Below are 14,892 nucleotides of genomic sequence, written 5' to 3' on the forward strand. Positions count from 1 at the left end.
CCTCTTGACAGAATAATATGTCTAGACATAATCCGAGTATCGCCGCTCTGGCAAGGAGTCGTTTCATGCTGTTGACCAATCTTCGGCTCGCCGCGGTCAGCCCCGAACTGCCGCCGCTGATCGAAGACGGCGGGATCGTCCTGCAGGGCGGCAGGATCGCCTGGGCCGGGGCGATGGCGGCGCTGCCCGAGGATATCCGGCATGGCGAGGTGGTGGAGCTTGGCGGGCGCCTGGTCACGCCGGCCCTGATCGACTGTCACAGCCATCTGGTGCATGGCGGCGACCGTGCCGACGAATTCGAGATGCGGCTGAACGGCGCCAGCTATGCCGAGGTGGCGCGGGCCGGGGGCGGGATCGTCTCGACCGTGACGGCGACCCGGGCGGCGTCCGAAGACGCGCTGCTGGAGCAGGCGCTGCGCCGCGTCGATGCGCTGATCGCCGAGGGCGTGGCGGTGATCGAGGTGAAGTCCGGCTACGGCCTGGATGTCGAGACCGAGCTGAAGATGCTGCGGGTGGCGCGGGCGATCGCGGAGGCGCGGACGGTCCGGGTGCGGACCAGCTTCCTGGGCGCCCATGCGCTGCCGGCGGACCATGCAGGCAATGCCGATGCCTATCTGGACGAGGTCTGTCTTCCGGCGATGGAGGCCGCCGCCGCCGAGGGGCTGGCCGACGCGGTGGACGGGTTCTGCGAAGGCATCGCCTTTTCGCCGGCGCAGATCGCCCGGGTCTTCGACCATGCCCGTAAGCTGAAGCTGCCGGTCAAGCTGCATGCCGAGCAGCTGTCGCATCTGGGCGGCGCGGCTCTGGCGGCACGGTACGGGGCGTCGTCGGCGGATCACCTCGAATATGCGACGCCCGAGGACGCCGTCGCACTGGCGCGGGCGGGCACTGTCGCGGTGCTGCTGCCGGGCGCCTATTACACCCTGCGGGAAACCCAGGCGCCGCCGGTGCAGGCCTTCCGCGATGCCGGGGTGGCGATGGCGGTGGCGACCGATTGCAATCCCGGCTCGTCGCCGATGTCCTCGCTGCTGCTGGCGATGAACATGGCGGCGACGCTGTTCCGGATGACGCCCGCGGAATGCCTGGCCGGCGTCACTGCCCATGCCGCCCGGGCCCTGGGCCTGGACGACTGCGGCCGGATCGCGCCGGGCCTGCGTGCCGACCTGGCGGTCTGGGATGTCGGCAAACCGGCCGAGCTCAGCTACCGGATCGGCTTCAACCCGCTGCATCGGTGCTATATCGAGGGCAACCCATGCTGACCCTGACACCGGGGGCGGCGCCCCTCGACCAGTTGCGGCGGATCTGGTCCGATGCGCCGGCGGTCCGGCTGGATGCCTCCGCGGCGCCGGGGATCGCGGCGGCGGCGGCGCTGGTGGCCGAGGCGGCGGCGGGCAGCGCGGCGGTCTATGGTGTCAACACCGGGTTCGGCAAGTTGGCCAGCGTCAAGATCGCGGCCGGCGATACGGCCACCCTGCAACGCAACCTGATCCTGTCGCATTGCGCCGGGGTGGGTGAGGCGCTGGAGCCCGGAACCACCCGGTTGATGATGGCGCTGAAACTCCTGTCGCTGGGCCGGGGCGCCTCGGGCGTCGCGACGACCACGGTGGCGCTGATCGAGGCGATGCTGGCGCGCGGCGTGCTGCCGGTGATCCCGGTGCAGGGCTCGGTCGGCGCTTCGGGCGACCTGGCGCCGCTGGCGCATATGGCGGCGGTGATGATCGGCGAGGGCCTGGCCGAGGTCGATGGCATCCGGATGCCGGGGGCCGAGGCGCTGGCGAAGGCCGGGCTGGAGCCGATCGTGCTGGGCCCGAAAGAGGGGCTGGCGCTGATCAACGGCACCCAGTTCTCGACCGCCTGCGCGCTGGCCGGGCTGTTTCAGGCGATGGATGCCTGCCGCGCCGCGGTGGTCACCGGCGCGCTTTCGACCGATGCGATCATGGGCTCGACCGCGCCCCTCGTCGCCGCGATCCACCAGCTGCGCGGCCATGCCGGGCAGATCGAGGTGGCGGCGGCGCAATCGGCGCTGATGCAGGGATCGGAAATCCGCGACAGCCACCGCGACGGCGACAGCCGGGTGCAGGACCCCTATTGCATCCGTTGCCAGCCGCAGGTGACCGGCGCCTGCCTGGACCTGCTGCGCTTTGCCGCGCGGACCCTGGAGGTCGAGGCCAATGCCGTCACCGACAACCCGCTGGTGCTGGTCGAGGAGGGGCTGATCGTCTCGGGCGGGAATTTCCATGCCGAGCCGGTGGGCTTCGCCGCCGACCAGATCGCGCTGGCCATGGCCGAGATCGGCGCGATTGCCCAGCGACGGGTGGCGCTGATGGTCGATCCGACGCTGAGCTTCGACCTGCCGCCCTTCCTGACCCCCGATCCGGGGCTGAACTCGGGCTTCATGATCGCCGAGGTGACGACTGCGGCGCTGATGAGCGAGAACAAGCATCTGGCCAATCCCTGCTCGACCGATTCGACGCCGACCAGCGCCAACCAGGAGGACCATGTCTCGATGGCGGCGCATGGGGCCCGGCGGCTGGGCCGGATGGCGGCCAACCTGCGGGTGATCCTGGGGGTCGAGGCGCTCTGCGCGGCACAGGGCATCGGGTTCCGGGCGCCGCTGCGCACCAGCCCGGCCCTGCAGGAGGTGATCGCGCGTTTGCGGGCGCGGGTGCCGGCGCTGGAGGCCGACCGCTACCTGGCGCCCGATCTGGAACTGGCGGCGGCGCTGGTGGCCGATGGCACCCTGACCGAGGGCCTGCCGCTGCCGGAGCTGGGCCGATGAGCCCGGTCGAACTGCATCGCGGCGAGGGTCCGGTCGTCCTGGGTCTGCCGCATACCGGCACCCATGTCCCGCCCGGGATCATGGCGCGGCTGACCCCGATCGGCCAGCGCCTCGCCGACACCGACTGGCATGTCCACCGGCTCTACGACGGGCTCCTGCCCGGCGCCACGACGGTGCGGGCGACCTTCCACCGCTATGTGATCGACGCCAACCGCGACCCGTCCGGCGCCTCGCTCTATCCCGGGCAGAACACCACCGGTCTGGTGCCGCTGACCGATTTTGACGGCCGGGCGCTGTGGCGCGAGCCGCCCGACGCCGCCGAGACCGCGCGGCGCCTGGCCGAGTTTCACGCCCCCTATCACGCGGCGCTGGCGGCCGAGCTGGAGCGGGTCCGGGCGCGGCACGGGGTGGCGATCCTCTATGACTGCCATTCGATCCGGTCGCGGATTCCCTTCCTCTTCGACGGGCTGCTGCCCGAGTTCAACATCGGCACCAATCACGGCGCGACCTGCGATCCGCGGCTTTCCGAAGCGGTCCGGGAGATCTGCGCCGCCGCCCCGGGCCGGACCCATGTCGTCAACGGCCGTTTCACCGGTGGCTGGACCACCCGGCACTATGGCCGTCCGGCCGAGGGTCTGCACGCGATCCAGATGGAACTGGCGCAGCGCAGCTACCTGGCCGGGGAGGCGCCGCCCTGGCGCTATGACGAGGCCGGCGCCGGGCGACTCCGCGATACCCTGGCAGCGATCCTGGCGCGGCTGGCCGCCCTGGCGCCGGTCCTGGCCGGATGACCCTTCTTTGCCTCCAATACACTCCGGGGGTCCGGGAGCAGCGCCCCCGGCCTCGCCGCAAGCGAAAGGCCCGAACATGAGCACCGACGCCTCCAACCCGCGCCACAACCTGCGCGACATCTTTCCGCCCACCGGCCCCGAGATCAGCGCGAAGAGCTGGCTGACCGAGGCGCCCCTGCGGATGCTGATGAACAACCTGCATCCCGATGTGGCCGAGAACCCGCATGAGCTGGTCGTCTATGGCGGCATCGGCCGGGCGGCCCGGACCTGGCAGGATTTCGACCGGATCTGCGCGGCGCTGCGCGGGCTCGAGGCCGATGAAACCCTGCTGGTCCAGTCCGGCAAGCCGGTCGGCGTGTTCCGCACCCATCCCGACGCGCCGCGGGTGCTGATCGCGAACTCGAACCTGGTGCCGCATTGGGCGACCTGGGAGCATTTCAACGAGCTCGATCGCAAGGGCCTGGCCATGTATGGCCAGATGACCGCCGGGTCCTGGATCTACATCGGCACCCAGGGCATCGTGCAGGGCACCTACGAGACCTTCGCCGAGGCCGGGCGCCAGCACTATGGCGGCGACCTGACCGGGAAATGGATCCTCACCGGCGGGCTGGGCGGCATGGGCGGGGCGCAGCCGCTGGCCGCGGTGATGGCCGGGGCCTGCTGCCTGGCGGTGGAATGCGACGAGAGCCGGATCGATTTCCGCCTGCGCACCCGCTACCTCGATGCCAAGGCGCGCAGCCTGGACGAGGCGCTGGCGATGATCGCCGGCTGGACCGTGAAGGGCGAGGCGAAATCGGTCGGGCTGCTGGGCAACGCGGCCGAGGTCTTCCCCGAACTGGTGGCGCGGATGCGGGCCGGTGGGCCGCGGCCCGATATCGTCACCGACCAGACCTCGGCGCATGATCCGCTGAACGGCTATCTGCCGGCCGGCTGGACGGTGGCCGAGGCCCGGGCGAAACGCGAGACCGATCCCGGGGCGGTCGAGGCGGCGGCGCGGGCCAGCATGAAGACCCAGGTCGCGGCGATGCTGGCGTTCTGGAACGCCGGGGTGCCGACGCTGGATTACGGCAACAACATCCGCCAGGTGGCGCAGGACGAAGGGCTGGACGACGCCTTCGCCTTCCCCGGTTTCGTCCCGGCCTATATCCGGCCGCTGTTCTGCCGCGGCATCGGTCCGTTCCGCTGGTGCGCTCTCTCGGGCGATCCCGAGGACATCTACAGGACCGACGCCAGGGTGAAGGAACTGATCGACGACCCGCATCTGCACAACTGGCTCGACATGGCGCGGGCGCAGATCGCCTTTCAGGGCCTGCCGGCGCGGATCTGCTGGGTCGGGCTCGGGCTGCGCGACAAGCTGGGGCTGGCCTTCAACGAGATGGTCCGCAACGGCGAGTTGTCGGCGCCGATCGTCATCGGCCGGGATCATCTGGACTCCGGCTCGGTCGCTTCGCCGAACCGCGAGACCGAGGCGATGCGTGACGGTTCGGATGCGGTCAGCGACTGGCCGCTGCTGAACGCGCTGCTCAACTGCGCCAGCGGCGCCACCTGGGTCTCGCTGCACCACGGCGGCGGGGTCGGGATGGGGTTCTCGCAGCATTCCGGCATGGTCGTGGTCTGCGACGGCACCCCCGAGGCCGACGCCCGGATCGCCCGGGTGCTGTGGAACGACCCGGCGACGGGGGTGATGCGCCATGCCGATGCCGGCTATCCGGAGGCGCTGGACTGCGCCCGCGAGAACGGGCTGAACCTGCCGGGCATCCTCTGAACCGCTGCGCCGGTGGCGGCCGCAGGAGCCTCCGGCGGGAGTATTTGCGACCCGAAGATGACGGCCTGCGCCCCGCTTCGTCCGGGTCGGGACATGCCGCCGGAGAAGCATCCGGGCGCGCCGCGGTCCTGCGAATGCGTCACTCGGCGTCGGGCTGGACCTCGGGGGCGGCTTCGGCGAAGGCGGGCAGGGCGGTGCAGGTCTCGTGAATCCGCATCAGGGCCGGGAAGCCGGCGGTCGGGCAGTCGAAGCGCAGGGCATTGTAGATCTGCGGCACCAGAAAGGCGTCGGCCAGGGTCGGGCTGTCGCCGAGGCAGAACCGCCCGGCGCGGCCCGAGCCGGTCACCAGGGCTTCGAGCCCGGTCAGCCCGACCGCGATCCAGTGCCGGTACCAGCCCATCCAGGCCTCGGAGCCGATCCCCATCTGGTTCAGGTATTCCTTGGCCCGCAGATTGTTCAGCGGATGGATGTCGCAGGCGACCAGCGCCATGACCTCGCGCACATAGGCGCGGGCGAAGGGCTCGGCGGGCAGCAGCGGCGGGGTCGGGTGCAGTTCTTCCAGCAATTCGCAGATCGCCTGCGACTGGGTGACGATCCGCGCGTCCAGCGCCAGCGCCGGCACCAGTCCCTGCGGGTTGATCTCGCGATAGGCCGCCGCCTTCTGCTCGCCGCCGCCGCGGGTCAGGTGGACGCCGCGCGATTGCCAGTCGAGCCCTTTCAGGTTGAGCGCGATCCGGACCCGATAGGCCGCCGAGGATCGAAAGTAGCTGTAGAGTTGCAGTTCCATCCCCGGTCTCCCCATGCGACAGGCCAAGCTTGCGCGCCCTCCGCGCCGGGTCAAGCGCCGTGCCGGTTCACGTTTCCGCCGAAGCCGCGAAAAACCGCCGAATCTGCTGGCCGTGGCGGCTGAGCGCTATAGACTCGGGGCAAGGGGTCGGGTGCTTCGGCATCGCAAGGCCCAGGGTTCCAGAACGCGAGTCAACCCCAGATGATCCTGCCCAAGCCTCTCCGTTCCGCCGCTCCCTGGTTCGGTGCCCTGGCGCTGGCCTGCCTGCCCCTGGGCGGCATGGCGATGGAGGCGCGGCTCGAGACCGGGGCGGACGACTCGCTGAAGGCGCTGCTCGAATCCGGCTCGCTGGTGCTGACCGCGGCGGCGACCGAGACGGCTGCGGCGCAGGACACGGTGGCCGCGGCGCGGGCCGACTATGCCAACCTGCTCGGTATCCTCTACGGCGAAGGCTACTACAGCGGCACGATCAGCATCCTGATCGACGGCCGGGAGGCGGCGTCGCTCTCGCCCTTCGCCGAGCCGGAGACGATCGACAGCGTGGTCCTGCGGGTCGATCCCGGGCCGCGGTTCAGCTTCGGCAAGGCCAGCGTCGCGCCGCTGGCGCCGGGAACCACCCTGCCGGAGGCGTTCCACAGCGGCGCGCCGGCCCGCGCCGCGCTGATCCGCGAGAGTGTCGGGGCCGCGGTGGACGGCTGGCGCGAGATCGGCCATGCCAAGGCCGCCGCCGCCGGCCGCCGCATCGTCGCACGCCATCCCGACGCCACGCTGGATGCCGAGGTGACCATCGACCCCGGTCCGGAACTGACCTTCGGCCAGCTGCATGTCACCGGCAACAAGGACGTCCGCGCCGACCGGATCGGCGAGATCGCCGGATTGCCGGGCGGCAAGCGGTTCTCGCCCGAGGGGCTCGACACCGCGGCGCGGCGGCTGCGCAAGACCGGGGCCTTCACCTCGGTTGCGCTGGAAGAGGCCGAGACGCCCAATCCCGACGGCAGCCTCGACGTCACCGCCGCGGTGGTCGAGCAACTGCCGCGCCGCTATGGCTTCGGCGCCGAGGTCTCGTCGCAGGAGGGTGTCACACTGTCGGCCTTCTGGATGCATCGCAACATCCTGCACGGGGCCGAGCGGCTGCGCTTCGATGGCGAGATCAGCGGCATCGGCGGTGCCACCGGCTCGATCAAGCCTGGCGGCAGCGGGGTGGATTACACGCTGACCGCGCAATTCGCCCGGCCCGGCACCTTCGCCGCCGCCAACACGCTGATCGCCAAGGCAGAGATCGCACAGCTGGACGAGCCCGACTATTTCTCGCGCCAGGGGCTGGTCGAGCTGGGCCTGCTGCGCGAACTGAACTCGCGGACCGAAGTGACGGCCGCGATCCAGTATCGCTATTCCGAGGTCGAGGACGGGCTGGGCAGCCGGAATTTCAGCCACCTGATGTTTCCGCTGACCGGACAACTGGACGCCCGCGACAAGCCGCTGGACGCCGGGGACGGCTATTACCTGAGGCTCGAGATCAGCCCGTTCCTGGGGCTGTCGGGCAGCGCCTCGGGCGGGCGGATCTATGGCGACGGGCGCTATTACCGCAGCTTCGGCGCCGATCAGCGGGTGACCCTGGCCGGGCGGCTGCAACTGGGCTCGATCGTCGGCTCGGGGATCACCGGGACGCCGCCCGACATGCTGTTCCACTCGGGCGGTGGCGGCACGGTGCGCGGCCAGCCCTACAAGTCGCTGGACGTCGATCTGGGCGGCGGGGTGATGACCGGCGGTCGGTCGCTGCTGGTCGCCTCGGCTGAGGCGCGGGTCCGGGTCACGGGCAAGATCGGCATCGTCGGTTTCTATGATTTCGGCATGGTCGGGTCCGGCTCGACGCCGGGCACCGGCGACAGCCATTCCGGCGCCGGGCTGGGCCTGCGCTATGCCACGCCGCTGGGGCCGATCCGGCTCGACGTGGCGGCGCCGGTCTCGGGCGACACTGGCGAGGGCGTGCAGGTCTATGTCGGCATCGGGCAGTCGTTCTGATGCGGGTCCTGGCGCTGATCCTGACGGTTCTGACCCTGGCCCTGCCGCCTGCCGCGCAGGCGCAGGACGATGACAAGGGCTATCTGACCCGGCTGATCGAGAGCAACCTGTCGAGCGACGGCCAGACCGTCACGCTGGACGGGTTCGAGGGCGCGCTGAGCAGTTCGGCGCGGTTCTCGCGGCTGACCATCGCCGACGACAAGGGCGTCTGGCTGACGGTGGAAGGGGCCGAGCTGGACTGGAGCCGCAGCGCCCTGTTGCGCGGGCGGCTGGAGGTGGAGACCCTCTCGGCCGATCTGATCGACCTGGAACGTCTGCCGCCCTCGCAGGGCGGTGGCGGCGGTCTGCCCTCGCCGACCTCGGCGGTGGTGCAGCTGCCCAGCCTGCCGGTCTCGGTCCACATCGGCAAGATCGCCACCCAGCGGTTGCGGCTGGGGCCGCTGGTGCTGGGCGAAGAGGTGGTGGCGCGCCTTTCGGGCCGTCTCGACCTGGCCGACGGCGCCGGAGAGACGGCGTTCTCTCTGGTTCGCATCGACGGCGAGACCGGGCGGCTGGTGCTGGACGCGGCCTTCTCGAACCAGACCCGGCAGCTGAAGATCGCGCTGGACCTGACCGAGGCCGAGGGCGGCATCCTGGCCGGGCTGATGGGCCTGCCGGACCGGCCGGCGCTGGAGTTCCGGATCGCCGGCGACGCGCCGGTGTCGGATTTCCGGGCCGATATCCGGCTGGAAACGGGGGGCCGGCCACGGCTGACCGGTGCCCTGACGCTGAACGATCTGCCCGACGGGGCCGGGCTGGGCTATGGGCTGGATCTCGGCGGCGACGTGGCCCCCCTGTTCGCCGAGCAATACCGCAGCTTCTTCGGCACCGGCGCCGATCTGAAACTGGGCGGCGAGCTGCTGGCGGACGGGCGGGTGACCGTCGAGCGGCTGGATGTGCAATCGGCGGAACTGGCGCTGGCCGGGTCGCTGGCGATCGGCGCCGACGGGCTGCCCGAGCGGTTCGACCTGAACGGCCGTCTGAAACCCAGCGACGGGCAGGCGGTGCTGTTGCCCCTGCCGGGGGTCGAGACGCGGATTTCCGGCGGCGATATCGAGGCCGCCTATGACTCCGAGAAGGGCGACGGCTTTCGGATCAGCACCCGGTTCCAGGGATTCGAGCGGGATGGCGTCCGGGCGGCTTCGGGAGAGCTGAGTGCCGAGGGGACGATCTCCCGCGGCGCGTCACCCGGGATCGAGGCGCGGATCGCCACGCGGGTCGCGGGGCTGGCGTTGCCCGAACCCGAGCTGGCCAGCGCCATCGGGCCGGAAGTGTCGGGCAGCATGACGCTGGTCTGGACCCGCGGCGCGACCTTCGAGTTGCGCGACGCCGATCTCTCGGCCGGGCAGGCAAGGTTCCGCGGGCTGGCGCGGTTCTCGGGGCTGGACGGCAATCTGAGGATCACCACGACCTCGACCATCTCGGCCGAGGATCTGGCGCCCTATTCCGGCCTGGCGGCGCAACCGCTGAGCGGCGCGGCGCGGGCCTCGGTCGATGGCTGGTACGAACCCCTGGGCGGGGCCTTCGATCTGAGCCTGGATGCCGTGACCACCGGGCTGGGCATCGGGCCGGGGCTGGCGGGGGAGCTGATCGGCGGCAACGGCAGTTTCAAGGGGCGGGTGGCGCGAGGCCCCGAGGGCACGCGCTTCGATGACCTGCATGTGGCGACGCCGCAGCTGACGGCGGCGCTGACCGGCCTTCTGGGCGCCGACAGCGCCGACCTGGAGCTGGACGCGACCCTGGCCGATGCCGCGATCGTGGTGCCGGGGCTGGACGGGCCGCTGACCGCCAAGGGCACGCTGGGCCGGGCCGGGACCGACTATCTGCTGGACCTGTCCGGGAAGGGACCGGGCGGGGTGACACTTGCAGCCAAGGGCCGGGCGGCGGTGGATGTCTCGACGCTGGATGTGCAGATCGACGGCGGGATCGACGACATATCGGTTCTGGTGCCGCAGCTGTCCGGACCGGTGACGGCCAGGGGGCGGGTGGCGCTGGACGGGCAGGCGCTGACGCTGGACCTTGCGACCGAGGGGCCGGGCGATGTCGCGTTGCAGGTCGCGGGCGGCTATGCGCTGGACGCGGGCACGGCCAACCTGACGCTGAACGGCGGCGCCGACCTGGCGCTCGGCAACCGGTTCGCGCCGGGGAAGGTCGATCTGGGCGGCCGCGCGGTGCTGGACCTCGTGCTGGCCGGAACGCCGGGGCTCGACGCGCTGTCTGGGACGATCTCGGCCAGCGGTGCCAGGGTGGCGCTGCCGGGGGCCGGGATCACCCTGCCGGATACCGATCTGGAAATCGCGCTGGACCCGCTGCATCCGGCCCGGCCCGAGGCACTCTTCGCCGCCACCGTGACCGCCGAAGCCCGCGGCATCGCGGCGCCGGGGCAGGTCTGGGCGCCGCTGATCGACGGTCCGCTGCAGATGCGTGGCGCCCTGGCCCTGATGCCAGGCGGAACCCTGACCCTGCGCGACATGGCGCTGATCAACGGTGACGCGCGGATTGCCGGCAAGGCCGACCTCACCGGGCTGGGCGGCGATCCGGCCGCCAGCGCCGATCTGCGGATCGGGCTCGACGCCCTGGCGCGGCTGGAACCGCTGACGAAGCTGCCGCTGGCCGGTTCGGCCGAGGCCGAGGTGGGGCTGAGCTGGGCCGGCGACTCGGGCGATGTTTCGGCCGAGGTCAGCGGCACGACCGAGGGGCTGATCCTGGGCGCCGGGCCGGTCTTCGACCTGGTGTCGGGCAATACCGCACTGGCCGCCAGGCTGCGGCTGTCGGGCGACAGGTTGAGCCTGCGCGATGTCGATCTGCGCAACGGCGATGCGCGGATCACCGGCACCGCCGATCTGGCCGGGCTGGGCGGTGATCTGACGGCGCGTGGCGATCTGGTGCTGACGCTGGATGCGCTGTCGCGTTTCGCCACGATTGCCAGGCTGCCGCTGAGCGGCACCGCGCGTGCCGAGGTCTCGGCCAGCTATGCCGCGGCAAGCGGGGCGCTGTCGGCCGATATCTCCGGCACGGCCAGCAATCTGAGCGCCGGCAGCGGTCCGGCCTATGACCTGCTGGCGGGCGATGCCTCGTTCGGCGGCAGGCTGCGGCTGGACCAGGGCGCCCTGCGGGTCGAGGGCGGGCGGTTCCGGAACCCGGCGCTGGAGCTGAACGCCGATTATGCGCCGGGCGCGATCACGCTGGACGCGCGGCTCGATTCGCTGGGCCGGTTCGTGCAGCAGCTGCCGGGGGCGGTGACGGTGGCCGGGACGATCGGGCTGGGTGATGGCTATGCGGTTGATCTGACGCTGGGCGGACCGGCGGCGATCTCGGCCAGGGTCGGGGGCAGCATCTCGGCCGGGCTGGTGCCCGACCTGACGATCTCGGGCAGCGTGCCGCTGGGCATTGCCAATGCCTTCCTGCCGAGCGCGGTGGACGTGCAGGGCCAGATGAGTGCCGATCTTACCCTGCGCGACAGCCTGGGGCTGGGCGGCCTGGGCGGCACGGTGGTGGTCTCGGGCGGGCGCGCCTCGGTCCCGGCGGTCGGGTTGGCGCTGGAAGGGCTGGAGGCGCGGATCGGGCTTGCGGCGGGGCAGGCGCAGGTGCAGGCCGCGACCGGGTTTTCCACCGGCGGGCGGGCGACGGTCGAGGGGTCGGTCGGGTTGGCATCGCCCTTCGGCATCGACCTGGCGGTGGCGCTGACCGATGTCGGCGCGGTGAAGGAACCGACCTTCCGCACCACCCTGGGCGGCCAGCTGACGCTTGGCGGCTCGCTGGTCGGGGGCGGGCTGTTGCAGGGCCGGATCGACCTGGGGCCGACCGAGGTGAACCTGTCCTTCGACGGCGCCTCGGGCACGCTGATCGACATCGACCATCAGGGGGAACCGGCGGCAGTGCGCGAGACCCGGCGGCGGGCCGGGCTGCTGGGGCAGGGGGCCGAGCAGCCGGGCGGCGGCCAACTCGCGCTGGACCTGACCGTCTCGGCGCCGAACCGGGTCTTCATCCGGGGCCGCGGGCTCGATGCCGAACTCGGCGGCGAGCTGAATCTCACCGGGCGGGCCGGAAACGTGATCCCGATCGGCAGTTTCGAACTGGTGCGCGGGCGGCTCGACATCCTGGGCAAGCGCCTGGAGCTGACCGAGGCTTCGGCCTCGTTGCAGGGCACGTTCGATCCGACGGTGCGGCTGGTGGCGACCACCACAGTAGAGGACGTGCAGGTGCAGATCATCACCGAAGGCACCGCCACCGCGCCGACGGTCACGCTGCAATCCTCGCCCGACCTGCCCGAGGACGAGATCCTGGCGCTGCTGCTGTTCGGCAAGGGGCTGGACAAGATCTCGCCGCTTCAGGCGGTGCAGCTGGCCAATGCGGTGCGGACCCTGATCGGCACCGGCGGCGAGGGCGTGCAGGGCCGGATCAGGGAACGGTTCGGGCTGGACGATCTGGACGTGACCACCGACTCCGATGGCAATCTGGCGCTGAAGGCGGGGAAATACATCTCGGAGAACGTCTATACCGACGTGCAGGTGAACTCGCAGGGCGAGGCGGAAATCCAGCTGAATCTCGACATCACCCCGAACCTCACCGGGCGCGGCAAGGTGGGCAGCGACGGCGACAGCTCGTTGGGGCTCTTCTTCGAGAAGGACTACTGACGGCCCCGGCCACGTTGACCCGGGCCGGTGCCTGGCGCCCGATCCGCAGCGCGCCGGGGCGGCGATCATCGACGGCGACGACAAGGCCGGGCGAATCGGGCGAAAGGCGGGGATCGGCGCCGGACTTGCCGCTGAATGGCGCCGAGGCGTGGCGGGCTGTGGCCAGACTACCACGGAATCGGGGTGGCGCCGGGCGGTCGCGGAAAGGCCAGCATTCTTGGACATTCGCCTGAGGTCCGGGCATTTGCCCCGCGCCGGAGCGAGGCCCCAGCACGTCACGCCCCGCAGGGCAAGCAGGGAAACTCCTTGAATTTCCGGCGTCGGACCCGGACACTCGCGCCGACCGTGCCAGGGCGCCGAACCGCGCCATGCTGGCCGCCGGGTGGGGGACACCAGGGCAGAGTTGACAGGGGCAGGGCCGGATTCCGGACCGCCCGGAGCATCAGGGAGAGGACCAGATGACCAGATCGAACCAGAACGGCCTTAGCCGCCGCCGGCTGCTGCAGGGCGCGAGCGCGCTTGGCGGTGCCGCCTTGATCCTTCCGGCGGGCGTCCGCCGCGCCAGCGCCGAGCCGATGAAGGGCGGGGTGATGCGTTTTGCCATCGCCGCCGGATCGACATCGGACGGCTATGATCCCGGGCTCTGGGATCAGCAGTTCGTGCAGGTCTTCGCGACCGCGCGGCACAACTACCTGACCGAGATCGCCAGCGACGGCCAGCTGGTCGGCGAACTGGCCGAGGAATGGGCCTCGGACGACGCGGTGACCTGGCGGTTCAAGCTGCGTTCGGGCGTCACCTTCCATTCCGGCAAGCCGGTGACGGTGGAGGACGTGATCGCCTCGCTGAACCATCACCGGGGCGAGGATTCGACCTCGGCGGCCAAGCCGATCGTCGAGTCGATCACCGACCTGACGAAGGATGGCGACTGGCTGGTGGTGACGCTGAGCGCGGCCAATGCCGACTTCCCGTTCATCGTCTCGGATTATCACCTGGCGATCATGCCCGCGGTGGATGGCAAGATCGACGTGACCTCGCCCGATGGCTGCGGCCCCTATGTGGTGGACAGCTACGAACCCGGCGTCAGCGCGACCCTGTCGAGGAACCCGAACTACTGGAAGACCGACCGGGCGCATCTGGACGGGATCGAGTTGATCACCATCATCGACCCGGCGGCGCGGCAGAACGCGCTGCTGACCGGCGAGGTGGACGTGATCGACCCGGTGGACAAGGCGACGGTCGGGCTGATGCAGCGGGCCGGCAACGTGCGGATCATCTCGGTCGCCGGCACCCAGCACTATGTCTTCCCGATGGACAGCCGCGCCGCGCCCTTCAGCGACAACAACGTGCGGATGGCGCTGAAGTTCGGGCTCGACCGGCAGGAGCTGGTGGACAAGATCCTCAACGGCTACGGCGCCCTGGGGAACGACCACCCGATCTCGACCTCGAACCGGTTCCACAATTCGGACCTGCCGCAGCGCGAATACGATGCCGACCAGGCGAAGTTCTACCTCAAGAAGGCCGGGCTGGAGACGCTGGACGTGACCCTTTCGGCGGCCGATGCGGCCTTTACCGGCGCGGTGGACGCGGCGGTGCTCTATGCCGAAAAGGCCGCCGCGGCGGGGATCAACATCAATGTCGACCGGGCGCCGAACGATGGCTACTGGGACAATGTCTGGATGAAGAAGCCCTTCTGCGCCAGCTACTGGGGCGGGCGTCCGACCGAGGACTGGATGTTCACCACGGCCTATACCACCGGCGTGCCGTGGAACGAGACCTTCTGGTCCAATGCGCGTTTCGACGAGCTGCTGCTGGCGGCGCGGTCCGAGCTGGACGAGGCCAAGCGGCGCGAGATGTATTTCGAGATGCAGAAGATCGTCTCGGACGAGGGCGCGACCGTGATCCCGATGTTCGCCAGCTACGTGATGGCGACCAACGACCGGGTCGGCACGCCCGACCAGATCGCCGCCAACTGGACGCTGGACGGGTTCCGCGCCCCGGAACGCTGGTGGCTGACCGCCTGATCAAGGCCTTCCCGGCCCGGTGCTTCCGGGCCGGGGCACTGCCCGGCCGGC

At 70.8% G+C, this 14,892-nt stretch carries 8 protein-coding genes; 7 read left to right on the forward strand and 1 reads right to left on the reverse strand.

Features of this window, described 5'->3' with window-relative positions:
* The first annotated feature begins 65 nt into the window (after positions 1 to 65).
* The 4 genes from hutI to hutU all read left to right on the forward strand — a co-directional run bounded on the left by hutI (position 66) and on the right by hutU (position 5,335).
* Entirely contained in the window at positions 66 to 1,259 is a 1,194-nt protein-coding gene (gene hutI / locus NUW50_RS00880) for an imidazolonepropionase (RefSeq protein WP_258287164.1), read from the forward strand.
* A complete protein-coding gene (gene hutH / locus NUW50_RS00885; protein ID WP_258287165.1) occupies positions 1,253 to 2,779 on the forward strand; it encodes a histidine ammonia-lyase in 1,527 nt (508 codons plus the stop codon). Before hutI ends, hutH begins: the two co-directional genes overlap by 7 nt.
* A complete protein-coding gene (gene hutG, locus NUW50_RS00890; protein WP_258287166.1) occupies positions 2,776 to 3,570 on the forward strand; it encodes an N-formylglutamate deformylase in 795 nt (264 codons plus the stop codon). Before hutH ends, hutG begins: the two co-directional genes overlap by 4 nt.
* A gap of 76 nt (positions 3,571 to 3,646) precedes the next feature.
* Entirely contained in the window at positions 3,647 to 5,335 is a 1,689-nt protein-coding gene (gene hutU, locus NUW50_RS00895; RefSeq protein ID WP_258287167.1) for a urocanate hydratase, read from the forward strand.
* A gap of 139 nt (positions 5,336 to 5,474) precedes the next feature.
* On the opposite strand, the gene maiA is transcribed toward hutU, so the two are convergent.
* Entirely contained in the window at positions 5,475 to 6,122 is a 648-nt protein-coding gene (maiA, locus tag NUW50_RS00900) for a maleylacetoacetate isomerase (protein ID WP_258287168.1), read from the reverse strand.
* A 201-nt stretch (positions 6,123 to 6,323) separates the two neighbouring features.
* Here maiA and NUW50_RS00905 point away from each other — a divergent pair, with 201 nt between their 5' ends.
* The 3 genes from NUW50_RS00905 (at position 6,324) to NUW50_RS00915 (ending at position 14,841) form a co-directional block, all read left to right on the forward strand.
* Positions 6,324 to 8,144: an autotransporter assembly complex protein TamA gene (locus NUW50_RS00905; RefSeq protein ID WP_258287169.1), complete on the forward strand. Its 1,821-nt coding sequence runs from the start codon at positions 6,324 to 6,326 to the stop codon at positions 8,142 to 8,144.
* Positions 8,144 to 12,820, forward strand: a complete 4,677-nt coding sequence (locus NUW50_RS00910; RefSeq protein ID WP_258287170.1) for a translocation/assembly module TamB domain-containing protein — start codon at positions 8,144 to 8,146, stop codon at positions 12,818 to 12,820. Before NUW50_RS00905 ends, NUW50_RS00910 begins: the two co-directional genes overlap by 1 nt.
* 458 nt (positions 12,821 to 13,278) lie before the next feature.
* On the forward strand, positions 13,279 to 14,841 hold the full coding sequence (locus tag NUW50_RS00915; RefSeq protein ID WP_258287171.1) for an ABC transporter substrate-binding protein: 1,563 nt from the start codon (positions 13,279 to 13,281) through the stop codon (positions 14,839 to 14,841).
* The last annotated feature ends 51 nt before the right edge of the window (positions 14,842 to 14,892 follow it).

Origin of the sequence: Frigidibacter sp. ROC022, from assembly GCF_024723735.1 — a bacterium.
Classification (GTDB): Bacteria; Pseudomonadota; Alphaproteobacteria; order Rhodobacterales; family Rhodobacteraceae; genus SLM-1.

Excerpts from the sequence above, each read along its gene's own strand:
- hutI (WP_258287164.1), top strand. The coding sequence starts at position 66 with ATGCTGTTGACCAATCTTCGGCTCGCCGCGGTCAGCCCCGAACTGCCG.
- hutH (WP_258287165.1), top strand. The coding sequence starts at position 1,253 with ATGCTGACCCTGACACCGGGGGCGGCGCCCCTCGACCAGTTGCGGCGG.
- hutG (WP_258287166.1), top strand. The coding sequence starts at position 2,776 with ATGAGCCCGGTCGAACTGCATCGCGGCGAGGGTCCGGTCGTCCTGGGT.
- hutU (WP_258287167.1), top strand. The coding sequence starts at position 3,647 with ATGAGCACCGACGCCTCCAACCCGCGCCACAACCTGCGCGACATCTTT.
- maiA (WP_258287168.1), bottom strand. The coding sequence starts at position 6,122 with ATGGAACTGCAACTCTACAGCTACTTTCGATCCTCGGCGGCCTATCGG.
- NUW50_RS00905 (WP_258287169.1), top strand. The coding sequence starts at position 6,324 with ATGATCCTGCCCAAGCCTCTCCGTTCCGCCGCTCCCTGGTTCGGTGCC.
- NUW50_RS00910 (WP_258287170.1), top strand. The coding sequence starts at position 8,144 with ATGCGGGTCCTGGCGCTGATCCTGACGGTTCTGACCCTGGCCCTGCCG.
- NUW50_RS00915 (WP_258287171.1), top strand. The coding sequence starts at position 13,279 with ATGACCAGATCGAACCAGAACGGCCTTAGCCGCCGCCGGCTGCTGCAG.